This is a genomic window from Pseudarthrobacter sp. J1763 (genome assembly GCF_050490295.1).
Lineage (GTDB): Bacteria > Actinomycetota > Actinomycetes > Actinomycetales > Micrococcaceae > JBNPEO01.
The window spans coordinates 170,510-189,922 of record NZ_JBNPEN010000003.1; the positions used below are offsets into that span (position 1 = coordinate 170,510).

Genomic DNA, 19,413 nt, shown 5'->3' on the forward strand with positions numbered 1-19,413 from the left:
CTAGTGGTTTCCCAAACGATCGCGCAGCTTAGCGAAAACCCCACCACTCGAAGCGAGTTTGCCCTCGGTAAATTGTTCAGAACGCAACTTGGCCAATTGCTGCAGCAACTCTTCCTGAGCCGCATCAAGCTTGGTGGGTGTCTCCACCTGCAAGTGCACCTTCAGATCGCCACGGCCCTGGCCGCGCAAGTGGGTCACGCCTAGCCCACGGAGGGTCACAACTTCGCCGGACTGGGTGCCGGATTTAACGCTGATCTCTTGAGCGCCGTCAAAGGTGTCCAAGGTCACGTCCGTGCCCAAGGCGGCAGCTGTCATAGGAATCGGCAAAGTGGCGTGCAGGTCATCGCCTTCACGAACAAACATGGAGTCATTGTTGACCCGGATTTCTACATACAAGTCACCCGACGGACCGCCCGCAATACCGGCCTCGCCCTGACCAGTGAGCTGAATGCGTGTTCCTGTGCCAACCCCGGCAGGGATTTTGACAGTTAGCGAACGCAAGCTGCGAATTCGTCCTTGACCGTTGCACTCATTGCACGGGTCCTTGATAACGGTTCCAAAGCCTTCACAGGTTCCACATGGAGCAGCCGTCATAACGTTGCCCAAAATGGAGCGGACCGCACGTTGCACTTGTCCGCTACCGCCACAAATATCGCAGCGCTCGGGCTGGGATCCCGCACGGCAGCAGCTGCCATCACATGTGGGACAAACGATGGCGGTTTCAACGTCGATCTTTTTGTTGACGCCAAATACGGCATCTTTGAGGTCAATACGAACACTGATCAACGCGTCCTGACCACGGCGAACCCGCGAGGCAGGACCTGACGCAGCACCACCGCCGAAAAAGCTTTCAAAAATGTCTTGGAACGCAAAGCCCTGGCCTGCATAACTTCCGCCGCCAAAACCATTGTCGGTGCCGTTTTCATTGCCGGTGGTGTCATAAACACGACGTTTCTGCGGATCGGAGAGGACCTCATAAGCGTGGGTGACTGCCTTGAAGCGCTCAGACGCGTCCTCGCCCGGATTAACATCGGGGTGCAAGGTGCGTGCGAGCTTCCGGTAAGCCTTCTTGATCTCCTCGCCACTTGCTTCGCGGGAGACGCCAAGAACTTCATAGTGGTTGCTCAAGTTACTTCTTCACTTCCTCTTCAACTTCGTTTTCGCTACATAAGTCGCTAGGGAAACGACTTCAGCCTGCAAGAATTTTTGACAAATAACGCGCCACGGCTCGGACGGCAGCCATGGTGGTTGGGTAGTCCATCCGGGTGGGACCGAGGACACCAACCTTGGAGACAGCTTCTGGCCCGTATCCGGTAGCCACCACGGACGCCTCAGCCAAAGAATCATTGGCGTTTTCGCGACCAATACTGACCGTGACGCCACGCGGATCCGTTGACATTTCCGTCAGTAGCCGCAGCATCACCACTTGTTCTTCAAGCGCTTCAAGCACGGGACCGATGCTCAACGGGAAATCACCAGTGGACCTGGCTAGGTTTGCTGTTCCGGCCATCACAATGCGATCTTCACGGTTGTTCTGCGAAAGCAGCCGCAAGGCGTTGGAGATTTCAACGGCTACTACTCGTAAGGGCATGGGAACTGTCAAGGGCACTGCCGCGATTGTCTCTGGCAATAGGTTCAGTGGAGTACCTGCAGCCACAGACAAAAACTTTGCTCGCAAAGCAATCAACTGTTCTTCGGGCAGTTCTGTTCCAATTTCAATGACTTTTTGCTCAACCACGCCAGTGTCCACAATCAGGACGATCAATACCTGACGAGGTGCCAGTTGAACGAACTCTAGGTGCCGCAGCTTGGCCCGACTGAGGTGTGGATACTGGACCACCGCAACTTGGTTGGTGATTTGTGAGAGCAACCTCACTGTCCGATCCAAGACGTCATCCAGGTCATCAGAGCCATTAAGTAACGATTCAATGGCCCGACGCTCTGCAGCCGAGAGCGGCTTCACCGACGAGATTTGGTCCACGAAAACCCGATAGCCCTTATCCGTAGGGATTCGGCCAGCGCTCGTATGGGGCGCCGTAATCAGACCTTCGTCTTCAAGGGCTGCCATGTCATTGCGGATGGTGGCGCTGGAAACGCCCAAATGATGCCGCTCCACGAGCGCCTTGGAACCCACTGGCTCACGCGAGTGCACATAGTCCTCCACGATGGCGCGTAATACTTCAAGCCGGCGCGGGTCACTCACATGCATTCACCTCCAAGTGGTATTTCGGTTAGCACTCTGTATGCTCAAGTGCTAAGTCTAGTATGCGTCATTCGCCCCTTGGGGCAGCAAATTTTAGAAGCCACAGCGGAGCTTGATATGTCTTACAGTTCATGGGGTCCGCAGGACCTCACTCCTGCCAAGCAGCAACAGCTTGCTGAAGTTCCTGTGGAACTCGGCATGGTGTTGGAGGACGTGCAGTCAGGTTGGGTGGGCGCCGTAACGCGGGTAGAAAAATCTGGCGGCATGCACGTCGTAGCCCTAGAAGACAACCGCGGCAAAACTAAGTCGTTCCGCCTAGGCTTCGGGTTTTTACTTGAAGGTGTGCCCATCAAGCTCACCGCGCCTGCCCCCAAATCACGCACCATGGCCCCAGCACTCACCGCATCCGGTTCAATCCGGGTTGAGCAGCGCGCTCAAGTGGCCAAAGCGAGCCGAATTTGGGTTGAAGGAAAACACGACGCCGAACTCGTTGAGAAAGTTTGGGGTGACGATCTGCGTGTTGAGGGCATTGTGGTTGAACCTCTTCACGGTGTTGACGACCTCGCCGCCGCCATCCGTGCTTTCCAGCCAGGGCCCCAGCGGAAACTAGGAATCTTGGTTGATCACTTGGTCCACGATTCAAAGGAATCAAAGATCGCAGCCGAGGCAATGGCGGTTCCCGGTGCAGCAGCAAACGTACTTATTGTGGGACACCCCTACGTAGATGTGTGGCAAGCCATCAAACCAACAACTTTGGGAATTCCGGCGTGGCCACAAGTCCCCCGCGGTACCGATTGGAAAACTGGAATCCTCAAGGCTTTTGGTTGGCCACACGGCACTGCCGAGGACACCGGTCTAGCCTGGCAACGTTTGCTATCTCGGGTTAATAGCTACGCAGACCTAGAGCCCTCGCTCTTGGGCCGCGTTGAAGAAGTCATTGACTTTCTGACGGCCTGAGTGTTGGAGCTCATTTACGCAAATAGCGGGGCACAGCAAGTATCCTTGATAGAGGCCGCATCCCGGCGAACCCAAAGCACCTCGGTGGACCAACCGCCGCCAAGAGATTTGAAGGAAACGCACCGTGGCACAGGACGCCAGCACCCCACCACCCGCCTCACAGAATTCCTCCCCAGGGCCGCATCACGGCGAGCCGACGGAATTCCATGGCGTAGCAGCAAATGCGTTGCCGCTCACGGCCAGTGAAGATCGTCAGTGGGCAACTTTGGCGCACTTTGGCGGGATTCTTGGCTTTGTGCCGTCTCTGTTGATCTACCTGATTTTCAAGGAGCGCGGCCCTTTTACAGCGCAAGAATCCAAAGAAGCATTGAATTTCACTTTGCCTCCAACGATTGCTGCAGTGTTGGCCAACATCTTGGTCCTTGTCCCCGTAGTGGGAAATATATTTGCGGTGATTGCCACGCTGATCTGGATTGCTCTGACCATTTTATCGGTCAACGCCGGTGTTCACGTAAACCGCGGCCAACCGCACCGTTACGCCTTTAATCTGCGCCTCATTCACTAGCCAAGAGGATAGAAATGATGGTCCCCCTTGGCGGCTAGCGTCTAGAGGTCAGGGAGGATTTGGCGCACCACAGCGTCAGCCAGCAACCGGCCCTTGAGGGTCAGCTTAAGCGTCCCGGCAAAGGCAGCTAGCGGTTCGACCAGCTCCTGGGCAATCAGACCGGCAATTTGTTTACGGCCCTCCTCGGACAACTCAGCAACGTCTAGACCGGTAGCCAAGCGGGTAGCCAGCATCACGTTCTCCACGTGTCTAGTTGCCTCATCTAGCGTTTCGCGGCCAGCCGCTGGCGAAGCGCCCGTCCCCAAGCGGTTGGCATAGGCGGTGGGATGCTTAACATTCCACCACCGGACACCGCCAACGTGTGAGTGGGCGCCTGGCCCAATCCCCCACCAATCAGTTCCGCGCCAATACGCCAAATTGTGTTCGCAACGATCTGCCGGTGTTCGCGCCCAATTGCTCACTTCATACCAACTTAGTCCGGCTGCGCTGATGAGCTCATCGGCGAGTTCGTACTTAGTGGCGTGATCGTCGTCGTCCACGTCCGCCACTTCACCACGACGAATCTGTGCAGCGAGTTTAGTACCGTCCTCAATGATCAAGGCATAAGCACTAATGTGGTCTGGACCGTAACTGAGCGCTGTCTCTAGAGAGGTGCGCCAATCGTCGACCGACTCACCCGGGGTTCCATAGATGAGGTCCAGACTCACGGCCAGCCCGGCTTCTCGAGCCCATGCCACAGCCTGCGGAACGCGATCAGGATTGTGGGTTCGGTCAAGAGTTTTCAGAACATGCGGTACTGCAGATTGCATACCGAAGGAGACTCTAGTGAAACCCGCATCCGCCAATAGCTGGAGCGATTCGGCAGTCACTGAGTCCGGGTTGGCTTCGGTGGTGACCTCAGCGTTTTCCGCGAGGGTCCAATGTGTGCGGGCACGGCCCAGAATCTCGGTCAAGTCAGCGGCAGGGAGCAAAGTTGGTGTCCCGCCACCAAAAAACACGGTGCTCAATTCACGCTTGGGCAGCCCCGATTTTGTCAGCACTTCTGCTGCGAAATCGACTTCTGACGCCGCAGTCTGGGCGTAGGCGTCTTGCGAAGCACCGCCGCCCAGTTCCGTTGCTGTGTACGTGTTGAAGTCGCAATAACCACAACGCACTGCACAAAACGGGATGTGGACATAGAGCCCGAAGGCTCGCTGCTCGGCACCAACGCCCGCTTGCGCCGGCAAAAGACCGTCAGCGGGCGCCGGATCCCCGAGAGGAAGAACACTTGGCACTAGGTAACTGCCCTACTTTTTCTCTTTGCCCTTGGACTCATCAGTAGTGAGCGCAGCAATAAATGCTTCCTGCGGAACTTCCACACGGCCCACCATCTTCATACGTTTTTTGCCTTCTTTTTGCTTTTCCAGCAGTTTGCGCTTTCGAGTGATGTCACCGCCGTAGCACTTAGCCAAAACGTCTTTGCGGATAGCTCGAATACTTTCGCGGGCAATAATGCGCGCGCCAATGGCAGCCTGAATGGGAACCTCAAATTGCTGGCGGGGAATCAATTCACGCAGCTTGCCAGTCATCATCACACCGTACGCATAAGCCTTATCGCGGTGAGTAATGGCGCTGAACGCATCAACTTGCTCGCCTTGGAGCATAATGTCCACTTTGACTAGGTCGGCGACTTGCTCGCCGTCGGCCTTCCAGTCAAGTGAGCCGTAGCCCCGCGTCTTGGACTTAAGAATGTCAAAGAAGTCGAAAACAATTTCCGCAAGCGGTAGCCGGTAGCGAATTTCAACGCGATCTTCCGAAAGGTAGTCCATTCCGCCCAACACACCACGGCGACCTTGGCACAGTTCCATAACAGCGCCAACGAATTCGCTGGGCGCCAAGATGGTGGCAGCAACCATAGGTTCGCGGACTTCACCAATTTTGCCCACCGGGAATTCGCTGGGGTTGGTTACCTTAACAACCTTTTTGTCCTCGAGCGTGACCTCGTATTCAACGTTGGGCGCTGTGGAAATCAGGTCCAGGTTGTATTCGCGTTCTAGGCGTTCTCGAGTGATTTCAAGGTGCAAAAGTCCCAAGAACCCAACCCGGAACCCGAACCCTAGCGCCGCAGAAGTTTCCGGCTCGTAGACTAGGGCGGCGTCGTTGAGCATAAGTTTTTCAAGAGCGTCCCGCAGCACCGGATAGTCGGCACCGTCCAGTGGGTAAAGTCCGGAGAACACCATAGGTTTTGCGTCCGCGTAACCCGGCAAGGATTCCGACGCCGGTTTGGCAAGGTTAGTGACCGTGTCACCAACCTTTGACTGGCGAACGTCCTTCACACCGGTAATGAGGTAACCCACTTCGCCAACACCCAGGCCCTTGGAAGGTGTGGGCTCCGGGGAGCTGACGCCGATTTCCAAAAGCTCGTGAGTGGCACGGGTGGACATCATCTGAATACGTTCGCGCGGAACGAGGTGACCATCCACTACACGCACATAGGTGACCACGCCGCGGTAGGTGTCGTATACAGAGTCAAAAATCATGGCCCGGGCCGGAGCGTTCGGGTCACCGACGGGTGCGGGGAGGTCGCTAACAATCTTGTCCAGCAACGCTTCAACGCCGGCGCCAGTTTTGCCTGAAACGCGGAGAACGTCTTCAGGCTCGCCGCCAATGAGGCTCGCCAACTCGGCTGCGTACTTTTCAGGCTGAGCTGCGGGCAGGTCAATCTTGTTGAGTACCGGAATGATCGTGAGGTTGTTCTCCATGGCCAGATACAAGTTCGCCAGGGTTTGAGCTTCGATGCCCTGCGCTGCGTCCACCAGCAAAATAGCGCCTTCGCACGCAGCCAATGAGCGCGAAACTTCGTAGGTGAAGTCCACGTGCCCGGGGGTATCAATCATGTTCAGCGCGTAGCTGGTGCCATCCAGCTCCCAAGGCATACGGACAGCCTGGGACTTGATGGTAATTCCGCGCTCACGCTCAATGTCCATACGGTCAAGGTACTGAGCCTTCATATCGCGCTGTTCAACAACGCCGGTGTACTGCAGCATACGGTCGGCCAAGGTGGACTTGCCGTGGTCAATGTGCGCGATGATGCAGAAGTTCCGAATGATTGCCGGATCAGTCGCGGCGGGCACCGGGGCGGTGCGGGCCATGGGAGACACGCAGGTTCCTTACTTTTGGATGGGCTCCCAACACCGTGGCGCGCCTAAAGGGGCCAAGACATCGGGATGCTCAGAATTCTTCGAACTACTAGTCTCCCACGACTGACGGCATTGCTCCGTAACTAGGCGGGCTTTTGCACGGTGAGCCGGTTCATTTCACCAGGTGAGTGGGTAACGTGGAGACATGGCAACGATTCTTGGGCGATTTTTTAACGCCCTCCTTAAGTCATTTGCATCAGGGGCCTCCACTAGAAGCGACCGCCCGTCACGCCAGACGTCTAGGCCAAAAACGTCTAGGCGAAAAACAACGACGCGCCCCGGCTCCAGTTCTGGTGTCCACAACGACCGCGTCGCCGCTGCCCGCAGCGGCGAGCCCGCGTCGTCGGACGCTGTATTAGCGGACTTTACTGGCGCAAGCACTGTCCAGTACTCCCCCAACCCTGACGGCAAGGCTGACCCAGGTGAAGTTGTATGGACATGGGTTCCGTACCAAGAAGATCCGAGCCAAGGTAAGGATCGCCCGGTGTTGCTAGTGGGAAAAAACGGCAAGCACTTGCTAGCACTAATGCTCACGAGCAAGGACCACACCGGTGCAGGTCGGCGCGACGAAGACTACCTGGACATTGGCGCTGGCCCTTGGGACAAACAAGGCCGCCCCAGCGAGGTCAAAACAGACCGCGTGCTCCGCGTGGACCCTGCCGGTATCCGTCGCGAGGGTGCCATTTTGGACCCTACTAAGTTCAAGCTCGTTGCTCACGCCCTGCGAGAACAACACGGCTGGACGTAAGACCCTTCGCTCCGCTCACGCTTCTGCTAAGATGTATAGCTGTGTGTCCGTGCAGGTCGACGGTCACTGAAGATTGGCCGCCATAGGCATCCCCACGCCGCTCAGTCAATGGCCAATCCGAAAGCCCTCTAGACCATTTTCCGCATTAAAAAGAGAGTTCACACGTGGCTAATATCAAGTCCCAGAAGAAGCGCATCCTGACCAACGAGAAGGCTCGCCAGCGCAACAACGCTGTCAAGTCTGAGCTGAAGACCGCCATCCGCGCGGTAGCAGTTGCTGTTGAGTCCGCAGACAAGGATGCTGCTGTCTCTGCAGTAGCAACGGCCAGCCGCAAGCTGGACAAGGCAGTGAGCAAGGGCGTTATTCACAAGAACAACGCAGCGAACCGCAAGTCGGCGATCTCCAAGAAGATCAACGCACTCTAAGGTTTTCCGGTTTATTACTAAACCGACGACAGTGGCCGGTACCCTTCGGGGTGCCGGCCACTGGTCTTTAACGCTCTTGACCTGGGGTGAGGAACGCGACCCTATCGGGGTGAGACCGAGCCTGCTATAACGGACACTGCATTTTCAACTGCGTAGAGCGGGTCCTTAGACAGGCCCTTCACTTGTGCGTCGGCCTCGGCAACTACCTTGATGGATTGCACTAATCCCTCGGGCGTCCAACGGCGAACTTCTCGTTGAGCTTGTTCTACCAGCCACGGCTGCATCCCAAGTTGACGGGCAATCGCAGCAGACGATCCCTGCGAACCGGCCACTTTAGCAATGGTCCGCAGCTTCGCCGCGAGAGCTGCCACAAGCGGCACAGGGTCCACACCGGTGGCAAAGGCGTGACGAAGCGTGGATAGAGCCAAGGGAGCGTTGCCAGCCATTGCCGCATCAGCAACCTTAAAGGCTGACGCTTCCACGCGGCCGCCGTAATACTTCTCGACCGTCTCAACCGTTATGGCTCCGTCAGTGTCTGCGATGAGTTGGGTGCACGCCGATGCGAGCTCAGTAGCATTGGCCCCCAAAGCGTCCACGAGTGCTTGGGCCGCATCCGATGCGATGCGCCGAGCCGCGTTTTTGAATTCACTCAGCACAAACTGAAGTTTGTCTGAATCTTTTTTCAGCGGCTGGCAGTCAAAAACCGGAAACCCGGAGGCCTTAATCGCATCCAAAACCTTTTTGCCTCTGGTGCCACCGGCGTGACGGAGCACCACCACAGTGTCCTCCGAAGGTGAAGCAACATAGGTCAATGCGTCGGCCAAAAAGGCCTCGTTCATGGATTCGAGCGAGTCAACTTCAATGAGCTTGTCTTCGCCAAAAAGTGACGGACTCGCAGTCATCAATAGCTGACCTACGGTGTAGGTACTTGCATCCATCCGAGTCAGTTCAACGTCCGGTGACTTCGAACGAACGGCGCCGCGAATCAAGTCCTTAGCACGGGAGCCGAAGTATTCTTCGGGCCCGAGCACTAAAACAACCGGCGCGGGGGTTGCCTCACGCCAGGACAGTCCGGAGCTGGTAGCTCCTGTTGTTCGCGTTGTCCGAGCCGCAGCCATGGTTGCCTTCTTCCAATGATTCTTGACCACCCAAGCTTGCCACCTTGCAGCCGACGATCCAAGATTCGGTTTCTAGAGCCCTACCTCCACTATTTTGCGATGAACCAGTTCCACCGCCTTGCCGCATTGAACCGGATGAAAGGCACACCACAAGGCGAGGTACCACAGTGCAGAAAGGGCAGCCATGGTAGCAAGGCCAAAGCCGCCTTCGGGCCACGGCAATGCAGCTCCTGGGAGATGCGCAAAGAAGGTAGCCACAGCCGCTATACCTTGCGCACACCAACCGGTAGGCACTAGAAGTATGCCGCTAATCTCCGGTACCAGAGTGCACAAAGCCAGGGCCGCTGTGCCCAAAAACGTCACCGGAGCCACTAGAAGGCCAGCTACTAAATTCGTGGGAAGCGAATAGGTGCTGACTTGGGGCTTCAAAAGAATCAGCACGGGGGCGCAAAAGAGCTGTGCACCCACGGTAATTCCGATCGCAGCAGCGCACCATGTAGGCACGTACCGCTCCAGCCACTTGGCGAGAACCGAGCCGCACAGGACAATCCCCAGTGTCGCTAACACGGAGAGGATAAAACCGAAGTCTGCAGCAAGGGTAGGTGTGGTCAGCAGCAGCCCCACGACAGCCAGGCACACAAACCCCAAGGACTGCCCACGCCGCCCGGCAAGGAGCGATACCAAGCCGATGGCACCCATTAGCGCCGCCCGAAGAACGCTCGGATCCGGGCCCACTACAAACACAAAGCCCAACAAACCAAGGCCTGCCACCACGCTTGCCATACAGCGCCGCAGCTTGAGCGAACGGGCGCCCAACAAGATGGCTCCAAGGATCAGGCTGCAGTTTGCGCCGGAAACCGCCGTGAGGTGAGTTGTCCCAGTTGTCTTCATGGCGGCGGTCAGCTCCTCCGGGGTCATTGAGGTATTGCCTATCACCAGTCCTGGTACTAGAGCGCCTCGGTCGGGGCTACGAGCCTTGGCTTGAGTCAGGAATGCAGCTCTGAGATTCTGGGCCACAGCGTGGTACCAAGGCGGTTCACTGAGGATGCGCGGATTCGCCCGTGCTTGTAGGCGTGGGGCACCAAAGAGGTTTTGGGGTGGCAGGAGTGCACCAGCGGCACGAACTTTTTGGCCAGGCACGACGTCAGACCAAGCTCCGCTGCCGGTAAGGACAACCGTCATCCGGCATGGGGTCTGTACCTGTGAGTCATTAACTCCCACAATCGTTGCTGCAACCTTCCACTGCTGGGCATCTCCTTGCCCATGTGAGGCAAGTGCTTTAGGTGGTGCATCAATCTGCAGTGTCGCAACAATGCCGGAGGCGCCGCCGCTATCCTGCGATACTGCAATCGGGGCAGCGAGAATTTTATTGCTTGCACTGACGCCTAGGGCCACCGCACCCATCAGCACCGCTAATGCCACCAAAGCCCGGCCACTCACCCTCGCACTTAACGCTTGGTACGGTATACGCTGTAGCCGGTTGTGCCTCCTAATAGTTGAGCCAGGGCTAGTGCTTGCGTTGAATGAAAAGAGCAGCACGGCCACACCTGCCCCTAAAACTGCAGCAAGCGTCAGTAGCCAAACGGCTGCAACCTCCAACCCTGCCAAAGTGCCTAACCACACCATGGCCGCAACGGGTACTAACCGCAGATCAGTTCGCGGGACAATCCTTCCCTCGGCATCCCTCCGGAGTACAGGCCGTTCCATGGGCGTAGTCATCCGCTACACCGAGACCAGAGGCAGAAGAGTCTCGAGCATCTTCGGTCCAACTCCATCAACCGCGTCGAGTTCCTCAGGGCTGGAGAATTTGCCATGCTCCGTGCGCCACTGAACAATGCGTTGCGCCAGGACCGGTCCCACACGAGGTAGCGTCCCCAGCTCTTCAGCAGAGGCGGTGTTGAGATTCACCGTCTCGCCCTTGCCGGACGGAGTGCCAGAACCTGAAGACCCGGAACCGCTTGCGGAGGTACCTGAGCTGGAATCACCAGTGCCGCCAGTATCTTTGCCAGCGGTGGAAGGAACCGCATCTTTGACGCTGGAACTAACCTCGCTAGAGCCCTCCCCTTGCAGCCCAATTTGGACGTGTTGCCCGTCTTCAAGCGGTGCGGCCAAGTTGATGGAGCCAAGGTCTGCTGAGGCCTTGGCTCCCCCGGCTGCCGCCAAGGCCTGATAAATTCGGCTACCCTGTGCCAGCCGCACTACACCCGGCCGCGCCACTGCCCCACTCACATAAATCACCAGGTCAGCCCCGTCATTTCCTTCCGCAGTAGCTGCGGCGGTAGGTGCAGCACCCCGCAAACTCGAGGAGGTTGAGGTCGGTGAAACTACTGTCTCTGCCGGCCGCGCAGCATCATCATCCAGCGGTACGGACGCTGCAGCATGTGGCCACATCACCCACAGAAGCAGCAACACGGTGATCCCCGCAATAACTCCGGCAAGCAAAAGGACACCTGAGTGCCCGGTACGCCACCGAAATCGGGAAAGGAGGCTTGAACGGAGGCCCTGCGCTGTTGGCGCCGTCAGGAGATCGGCGTGTTGTCCCTGTTCAGGAGGAGAAAGCGGTGGGCGTGCCTCTACAGGCTCAAGGAGGCTTTCCACTCCGGGCGGCGGACCCAAGAGCGCATCAAGGCGATGAACGCGTCCACGCGCACGCGTTCGCCGAGCGGTGCTTGCTCCTGGCGGTGACATGCTTCAAGCCTATTTACGGCTGCAGCACCCGTAAGAAAAAAGCCTGGCTATGTGGATAACCAGGCCAAAATAAATTAGTGCGGTATTGAACTTTCACCAATGACTGTGGCGATCACACCTAAACCAGCGTGTGCGGCCAGCACGGCGGGCAAGGCACTAATTTGTGCCTTGGGAGCTTGGGGAAACCGAAGGGCAAGCCGTTGGGCAAGTTCCTCAGCCTCAGATTGGTTACCAAAATGGTGTACCGCGAACCTTAAGTCTTGCTCGGGGTGAACAGCTGCAGCCTGGGCCACCAGTTCTTCTAAGCGAGCCACGGCTTTCGCAGCCGACCGCACCCGCTCAAGCGGTACCACGCGTCCATTCTCTACTTTCAAAATGGGTTTGATGGCCAGCATGGTCCCCAACCACGAGGCTGCTGCGCCAATCCTGCCTCCGCGCCTTAGTTGTTCCAGGCTTGGCACGTAGAAGAGAATCGACGTCGACTCGAGCCTGGCCTGAGCGAAGGCAAGAACAGATTCGGCATCTTCCTGTGCGGCAGCCGCAATAACAGCACTCTGCACTGCCATTCCTTGGGCCATTCCCACGCTCAGGGTGTCCAGCACCAAAACAGGTATTTCAACACGTTCTGCGGCTAATTTGGCCGCATCCACGGTGCCGGACAACGCTGAGGACAAATGGATGGAGACGATGGATTCGTAACCACGCTCCGCGAGCGATCGGTAGGCGCTCTCCAGCCGGCCAGGTGATGGCCTGCTGGTTTTGACTGACACACCGGACGCCAAAGCAAGCGCCAAAGCATCTCCCACTTCGGCATCAGCTTCACCGTAAATGTCGTCACCAATGAGCACTGGCATGGGAACCACAATCAACCGGTGATCCGCTACAAAGGCTGCTGACCACGCCCCCGGCAGGGCTGCCGCCGAGTCTGTCACCACAGCAACCCGAGGTTGTGCCGTCATCTCCGGTGCCGCTGTGTCTTCAACAGCGCCGGCTTGCCGGAGGCGAGCAAGCCGTTCTTTGAGCCACAACCATGCTGCTGGTTCACGCTCCGGCATACTCGCCTCCTTCATGGCGCCAATGTTCGCTGAGCTACATCAGCCCAACGTCGGATCTACCTGCGCACTGTGGTGACTAAGCCGGGACGATGTTCACAAGCTTGGGCGCCCGAACAATTACTGTACGAATTTCGCGACCTTCGAGAGTCCTTTGTACGTTCTCCGAGGCCAACGCGAGTTCACGCAGTTCGTCCTCGCTGATGGAAGGGGAAACTTCCAGACGATCGCGGACCTTGCCCTGAACCTGAACAATGGCCGTCACAGTGTCCTGTACCAAGAGTGCAGGGTCATGCTTGGGCCAGCCAGCGTTAGCCACCGAGGCTTCGTGTCCCAAGGCGTTCCACATGTCTTCTGCCGTGTAAGGGGCAAAGAGCGAGAGGATCACAGCGGCTGCTTCAGCGGCCTCACGCACCGCAGGATCAGCGGCACCCGCGCCGGAATCAATGGCTTTGCGGGTAGCGTTCACGAGCTCCATCAAACGGGCAACAACAACGTTGAACTTGTTGTTGGCCAAGAGCTCAGCAGCATCCGCAACGGTCTTGTGGGTCACTGTTCGAAGGGCGCGGTCCCCCGTGCTTGGATCCACACCAGCAGCACTCGTAACGTCTTGGGCCAAGCGCCAAGCGCGGGCCAAGAACTTCGCAGAGCCCGACGGCGAAACATCCGCCCAGTCCACGTCGTCTTCTGGTGGGGAGGCAAAAATCATGGTCAGACGCACAGCGTCAACACCAAACTTGTCCAGCTGCGCACCCAGATCAACACCGTTGCCCAAGGATTTGCTCATGGCCTTTCCGCCATTGAGTACTTGGCCTTGGTTCAGAAGTGCTGAGAACGGTTCCGTAGCTTCGATCAATCCGAGGTCGCTGATGACCTTGGTGAAGAAACGTGCGTACAGCAAGTGCAAAATCGCATGCTCAACGCCGCCCACATACTGGCCCACTGGCATCCAGCGGTTGACTGCTTCAGGGTCGAAGGGGCCGCCGGTGTAGTCCGGGGACGTAAAGCGCAAAAAGTACCAAGAAGAATCCACAAAGGTGTCCATGGTGTCTGAATCGCGCTTGGCCGGGCCACCACAGGATGGGCACGCAACGTTGACCCAAGCCTCGGCCGCAGCCAATGGTGAGGTGCCCTTCGGAGCCAAGTCTTCGCCACGCAGGTCAGCTGGCAGAACTACCGGGAGCTGATCGTCGGGGACTGGCACTTCACCACAACTTGGGCAGTGGATGATCGGGATGGGTGTTCCCCAGAACCGCTGACGGCTCAGCAGCCAGTCACGCAAACGGAAGTTGACGAACTTATCTCCCGTGCCCTGTTCGCGCAGGATCGCAATCGCTGCGGGAATGGCTTCCACCTTAGGCAGTCCATCCAAAGCGCCAGAGTTGACTAGGGTTCCATCGCCAGCTGCAGCAACACCACTAATGGCAGGGTCCTCTTCACCACTGTCCAAGACCACCCGAATGGGCAGATCAAACTTCTTGGCAAAGTCCAGGTCACGCTGGTCGTGCGCCGGGACAGCCATAATGGCACCGGTGCCGTAGTCGGCCAAAACGTAATCCGCAGCCCATACCGGCAACTTCTCACCGTTGAGCGGATTGATCGCGTAGCGACCAGTGAACACGCCGGTCTTCTCACGCTCGGTGGACTGGCGTTCGATCTCCGAAAGCGCCTTGACGCTCTCACGGTAGTCACTGAGAGCTGCAGAGTGCTCTGGTGTCACGAGTTCAACTGCCAGCGGAGCATCGGCAGCAACCACAAAGAAAGTAGCACCGTAGAGAGTGTCCGGACGCGTGGTAAAGACGGTTACTTCCTTGGCCGCAAGCTCACCTTCGGCCGGGATCACAAAATTAACGTGGGCGCCCTCGGAGCGGCCTATCCAGTTCTTCTGCATCGCCAAAACACGCTCGGGCCAGTGGCCTTCCAGCTGCTCCATGTCATCGAGCAGCCGGTCTGCGTAATCGGTGATACGGAAGTACCACTGATTCAGTGACTTCTTAGTAACGAGGGTTCCACAACGCTCGCAAGCACCGTTAACAACTTGCTCGTTAGCCAAAACGGTTTGGTCTTTAGGACACCAGTTGACCGGCGAGTCCTTACGATATGCCAAACCCTTTTCGTAGAAGCGCTTAAACAACCACTGGGTCCAGCGGTAGTACTCAGGATCGGAGGTGTGCAGGCGTCGATCCCAGTCAGCAGAGATCGCGTAGCGCCGGAAAGAAGCAGCCTGAGTGTCAATGTTTTTGTACGTCCACTCGCTCGGGTGGGCGTTGCGCTTGATAGCCGCGTTCTCCGCAGGAAGGCCAAAGGAGTCCCAGCCAATCGGGTGCATCACGTCATAGCCCTGTTGACGCCAGTAGCGGGCCACAACATCGCCCATGGCAAAGGCCTCGGCGTGACCCATGTGCAGGTCACCAGAGGGGTAAGGGAACATATCTAGGACATAGCGTCGCTCACGGCTCGAATCGTCTAGAGGTTTGAAGACTTTGAGGTCGTCCCAGACTTGAACCCACTTTGCTTCGATGGCTGCAAAGTTATAGACGCCTTCTTCGGCTACTTCATTCCCGGTCAACGCTTCCGGTTCCACGCTCACTATTGCCCTCTTCTGCTCAATTTCGATGCTTTCGCGCTTCCACAGCCCGGCGGTTGGGGGCGCTTAAAAGTGCGCGCGCATTCACCAACTTTAGCGCAGTAGCACGGCATCAGGGGCAGCGCACCGGCGGTCCGGGCAGCCAGTAACTGCCGCTCGGTGCGGTTCAATGCCCATAAGCCGGACTACGTGGACAAAAGGGGCTAGAACCGGGTACTTTGTGCCACCGCCCACACGGGCCTATTGTGTTCTTGGGCACATCTTCGCCCACGCCGAGGAGGAGTGCTCCCGCGGCTGATCGGCCGCCCTCAACAACCAATAATGGGCCGCCCGTCATTGATAGGTGGTTTGTCTTGACAACACCAAGCTTTATCCCCGTTTCCCCCCGCCCACATGAAGTGGCGAATGATGCCGTAGCTCTAGTCCACAAGTGGCTTGGTCTGGGCATCAACGCTCACAAACCAGAGGCGCCAAAGGCCAAAGAGGCCAGGAAGCTTCTTGACTCGGCGGCACTGCTTGCCGAAGTACTCAAAGATCCCAAAGGACTCGATTTCACCATCGGATTTGTGGACCGGGTGATCCGCCCAGAGGACCTTAATGTAGCGGCCGGGAACTTGGCCGCCCTAGCCGGGGACGCGCCGTCGTTCTTGCCCTGGTATATGAAGGCAGCAGTCCGCACCGGCGGGGTGCTGGCGCCAAAACTCCCCTGGCTTGTTGTGCCCGCCTCCCGGGCAGTATTGCGCCAAATGGTCTCTCACCTCATTGTCGACGCCCGGCCCAAACAACTAGGCACCGCCATCAACAAACTCCGCGCCGATGGCACACGCCTCAACGTCAATCTTTTGGGCGAGGCAGTACTGGGCGATGCCGAGGCTGATGCTCGATTAGCCGGAACCCGTGAACTGTTGGCCCGCGAAGATGTGGACTATGTCTCCATCAAGGTTTCCTCTGTGGTGTCTCAACTGAACATGTGGGCCTACCAAGAAACCGTTGAGAAAGTCTCCGAGCGGCTATTGCCCTTGTACCAACTGGCCGCGGATTCTGCTGTCACCAAGTTCATCAACCTCGATATGGAGGAGTACCACGACCTCCACCTCACCGTGGACGTGTTCAAACGCATCCTCTCCAACGAGAAACTCAAAAACCTGGAGGCTGGAATTGTCCTCCAAGCCTATTTGCCGGATGCGCTCGCCGTCCTCCAAGACCTTTCGGCTTGGGCTGCGCAACGCAAGCAAGCCGGTGGCGCCGGAATCAAAGTGCGTCTAGTTAAGGGTGCCAACCTAGCCATGGAACGCGTTGATGCGCAATTACACGGCTGGGAATTAGCCACTGTTGCTTCTAAACAAGACGCCGACACTAACTACAAGCGTTGTTTGGACTGGGCTCTGACCCCGGAGCACACTGCTGCTTTGCGTTTGGGTGTTGCTGGCCACAACCTCTTTGACATCGCGTTCGCGCACGAATTATCCGTACGCCGCGGAGTAGCGGACCGGATCGAATTCGAGATGCTCTTGGGGATGGCCGAGGAACAAGCCACCGAGGTTCGCAAGGATGTTGGCGAACTCCTGCTTTACACGCCGGTGGTCCGTCCGAAGCAATTCGACGTTGCCATTAGCTATCTGATTCGCAGGCTTGAGGAGAATGCCAGTCAAGACAACTTTATGTCCGCCGTATTTGAGCTCGATTCAAGCCCTGAACTGCTGGAACGGGAAACTCAGCGGTTTTTGAATTCCCTTCATGCAATGGATACCTCTATTCCTGCGGCTAACCGCCATCAGGAACCCACCAGAGCCCCAGCTGTTGATTCAGGAACGTTCATCAATGCCACCGATTCGGACTCCTCTTTGCCCAATATTCGCCAGTGGGCCACCGAGGTGTTGTCTCGAGTGGAAACTTCCAGCTTGGGTGTGCAGTTGATCCAGGACTCGGCTGCAACCACTACTGAGGCTGTGGATGCTCTGATCACCCGAGCCACCTCAGCTCAGAAAGCGTGGGCCTCATCCGGTGGCAATGCACGGGCTCAGATCCTGCGCCAAGCTGCAGTGGAGCTCTCGGCCCGCCGCGCCGAGCTGATAGAAGTGGCTGCCAACGAAACGGGCAAAACCCTTGCCGAGGGTGACGTAGAAATCTCCGAGGCAGTTGACTTCGCCAACTTCTATGCCTTGGGCGCTGAAAAATTGGAACAGGTTCAGGGAGCGCGGTTTGTTCCCTCACGCCTGACAGTGGTGACTCCCCCATGGAACTTCCCTATTGCAATCACTGCAGGCTCAGTGCTGGCGCCGCTGGCCGCCGGTAGCAGTGTGATCATCAAACCTGCACCCCAAGCCAAACGTTGCGCAGCAGTGGTAGTTGAGGCCTTGTGGAACGCCGGTGTGCCACGTGACGTATTGATCTTGGCGGACGTGGAAGAAGGGCCCTTGGGTCAGCGTCTGATCTCTCACCCGGCCGTAGACCGGGTGATCCTTACGGGTGCTTACGACACCGCGAAGTTGTTTAAGTCCTGGCGCCACGACTTGCCGCTTTTGGCAGAGACCAGCGGGAAAAACTCGATCATTGTGACCCCCAGCGCCGACTTGGATGTTGCAGCAAACTTCGTGGTTAAGTCCGCCTTTGGACACGCTGGCCAGAAGTGTTCGGCGGCGTCCTTGGTTATTTTGGTGGGGTCCGTGGCAACTTCAGAGCGCTTTCGGCACCAACTGCTGGATGCAGCAGCATCGCTCAAGGTTGGTTTCCCTTCCGATCCCGAGACCGAGATGGGCCCGATCATCGAGCCAGCTTCCGGCAAGCTCAAGGATGCATTGACCACGCTCGGAGGTGGCGAGCAATGGCTGCTTGAGCCCCGCAAACTCGATACCGCGGGGCGTCTCTACTCCCCCGGTATCCGGACCGGTGTGGCACCACAAAGCTATTTTCACCTCACGGAGTTTTTTGGGCCGGTTCTTGGTGTGATGACTGCCGCAACGCTTGAGGAAGCCATAGAGCTGCAGAATGCAAGCGCCTACGGACTCACTGCTGGTCTGCACACTATGGACCCGGCAGAGCTTCAATTGTGGTTGGGTACCGTCCAGGCCGGAAACCTGTACGTGAACCGAGGCATCACCGGTGCCATCGTTCAGCGCCAGCCCTTTGGCGGTTGGAAGCGGTCTTCTGTGGGTGCTGGCGCAAAGGCTGGTGGCCCCAACTACTTGATGCATCTGGGACATTGGGACCCTGTGGCCTTGGACTCTGTTCTTGAGGCCACACCGCTGGCTCAGATCACTGCGGCCATCACCATGGCAGAAAGTGATCTGGGCCCTGGCGGCGTTGCGATGGTTTCGCGTGCCGCTGCCGAGGATCAGTTCCAGTGGGATAACGAATTTGGCATCAACCGCGATGTTTCAGCGCTGGCGGCAGAGCGCAACGTATTCCGCTACCTACCGGTTCCGGTTGAGTTGCGTTTGGGCTCCACAAGCGCCAATGCGAATGTGCTGCGTGTGGCCATTGCCGGAGTTCGTGCAGGGGCCAAAGTTACGCTCAGCGTGCCAACGGCTTTGCCTCCAGCGCTGAGCAGCGCCTTGTTACGGTTGGGCGTTCGCCCCGTGGTGGAGAACGAAGCCGATTGGTCAGTTCGTGTTGCCGGCTTGGGATCCTGCCGCGTGCGTTTGGTAGGTGACGACGACGGCGCTGCCGCCGCCGCGCTTTTCGCCGCTAGCGAGGGCTCACCGGATGTAGCGATTTACGCTGGTCCGGTGACGGAGGCAGGCCGCGTTGAGCTTTTGCCTTTTGTGCACGAGCAGGCAGTGACGATCACCGCGCACCGCTTTGGTAACCCGGACAATGTCTCTGCCACAGTTCTGCAAAACACTCAGAACTAGCTTGCCCTGGAAACGAAGAAGCCCGGTTGTTTGCACT

General features: G+C 57.6%; 14 protein-coding genes. 5 read left to right on the top strand and 9 right to left on the bottom strand.

Going from position 1 to position 19,413, the window contains the following annotated elements:
- Both dnaJ and hrcA read right to left on the bottom strand, forming a co-directional pair.
- Entirely contained in the window at positions 1-1,128 is a 1,128-nt protein-coding gene (dnaJ, locus tag ACQQCD_RS04360; protein WP_430267183.1) for a molecular chaperone DnaJ, read from the bottom strand.
- Between the two features lie 61 nt (positions 1,129-1,189).
- On the bottom strand, positions 1,190-2,203 hold the full coding sequence (hrcA, locus tag ACQQCD_RS04365) for a heat-inducible transcriptional repressor HrcA (RefSeq protein ID WP_430267184.1): 1,014 nt from the start codon (positions 2,201-2,203) through the stop codon (positions 1,190-1,192).
- Positions 2,204-2,320: 117 nt separating this feature from the next.
- On the opposite strand from hrcA, the gene ACQQCD_RS04370 reads away from it, so the two are divergent.
- The gene (locus tag ACQQCD_RS04370; RefSeq protein WP_430267185.1) at positions 2,321-3,160 is read left to right on the top strand and encodes a DUF3097 domain-containing protein; all 840 of its coding nucleotides are present in this window, start codon (positions 2,321-2,323) and stop codon (positions 3,158-3,160) included.
- Between the two features lie 124 nt (positions 3,161-3,284).
- Positions 3,285-3,725, top strand: coding sequence for a DUF4870 domain-containing protein (locus ACQQCD_RS04375; protein ID WP_430267186.1), 441 nt, complete (start codon positions 3,285-3,287; stop codon positions 3,723-3,725).
- 41 nt (positions 3,726-3,766) lie between these two features.
- Here ACQQCD_RS04375 and hemW read toward each other — a convergent pair whose 3' ends face one another.
- Entirely contained in the window at positions 3,767-4,999 is a 1,233-nt protein-coding gene (gene hemW, locus ACQQCD_RS04380; RefSeq protein ID WP_430267187.1) for a radical SAM family heme chaperone HemW, read from the bottom strand.
- Positions 5,000-5,011: 12 nt separating this feature from the next.
- The gene (lepA, locus tag ACQQCD_RS04385) at positions 5,012-6,865 is read right to left on the bottom strand and encodes a translation elongation factor 4 (protein ID WP_430267188.1); all 1,854 of its coding nucleotides are present in this window, start codon (positions 6,863-6,865) and stop codon (positions 5,012-5,014) included.
- 184 nt (positions 6,866-7,049) lie between these two features.
- On the opposite strand from lepA, the gene ACQQCD_RS04390 reads away from it, so the two are divergent.
- Positions 7,050-7,652: a type II toxin-antitoxin system PemK/MazF family toxin gene (locus tag ACQQCD_RS04390; protein ID WP_430267189.1), complete on the top strand. Its 603-nt coding sequence runs from the start codon at positions 7,050-7,052 to the stop codon at positions 7,650-7,652.
- 164 nt (positions 7,653-7,816) lie between these two features.
- On the top strand, positions 7,817-8,077 hold the full coding sequence (gene rpsT, locus ACQQCD_RS04395; protein ID WP_430267190.1) for a 30S ribosomal protein S20: 261 nt from the start codon (positions 7,817-7,819) through the stop codon (positions 8,075-8,077).
- Positions 8,078-8,178: 101 nt separating this feature from the next.
- Here the strand turns inward: rpsT and holA are convergent, their stop codons facing one another.
- From holA to leuS, 5 genes are all read right to left on the bottom strand, one after another.
- On the bottom strand, positions 8,179-9,195 hold the full coding sequence (gene holA / locus ACQQCD_RS04400) for a DNA polymerase III subunit delta (RefSeq protein ID WP_430267287.1): 1,017 nt from the start codon (positions 9,193-9,195) through the stop codon (positions 8,179-8,181).
- Between the two features lie 72 nt (positions 9,196-9,267).
- On the bottom strand, positions 9,268-10,635 hold the full coding sequence (locus tag ACQQCD_RS04405; protein WP_430267191.1) for a ComEC/Rec2 family competence protein: 1,368 nt from the start codon (positions 10,633-10,635) through the stop codon (positions 9,268-9,270).
- A 282-nt stretch (positions 10,636-10,917) separates the two neighbouring features.
- The gene (locus tag ACQQCD_RS04410) at positions 10,918-11,883 is read right to left on the bottom strand and encodes a ComEA family DNA-binding protein (RefSeq protein ID WP_430267192.1); all 966 of its coding nucleotides are present in this window, start codon (positions 11,881-11,883) and stop codon (positions 10,918-10,920) included.
- A 74-nt stretch (positions 11,884-11,957) separates the two neighbouring features.
- Complete coding sequence (locus tag ACQQCD_RS04415; protein WP_430267193.1) at positions 11,958-12,938, bottom strand: DegV family protein; 981 nt, start codon at positions 12,936-12,938, stop codon at positions 11,958-11,960.
- A gap of 76 nt (positions 12,939-13,014) precedes the next feature.
- Entirely contained in the window at positions 13,015-15,525 is a 2,511-nt protein-coding gene (gene leuS / locus ACQQCD_RS04420) for a leucine--tRNA ligase (RefSeq protein ID WP_430267194.1), read from the bottom strand.
- A gap of 350 nt (positions 15,526-15,875) precedes the next feature.
- On the opposite strand from leuS, the gene ACQQCD_RS04425 reads away from it, so the two are divergent.
- Positions 15,876-19,376: a bifunctional proline dehydrogenase/L-glutamate gamma-semialdehyde dehydrogenase gene (locus tag ACQQCD_RS04425; RefSeq protein ID WP_430267195.1), complete on the top strand. Its 3,501-nt coding sequence runs from the start codon at positions 15,876-15,878 to the stop codon at positions 19,374-19,376.
- The last annotated feature ends 37 nt before the right edge of the window (positions 19,377-19,413 follow it).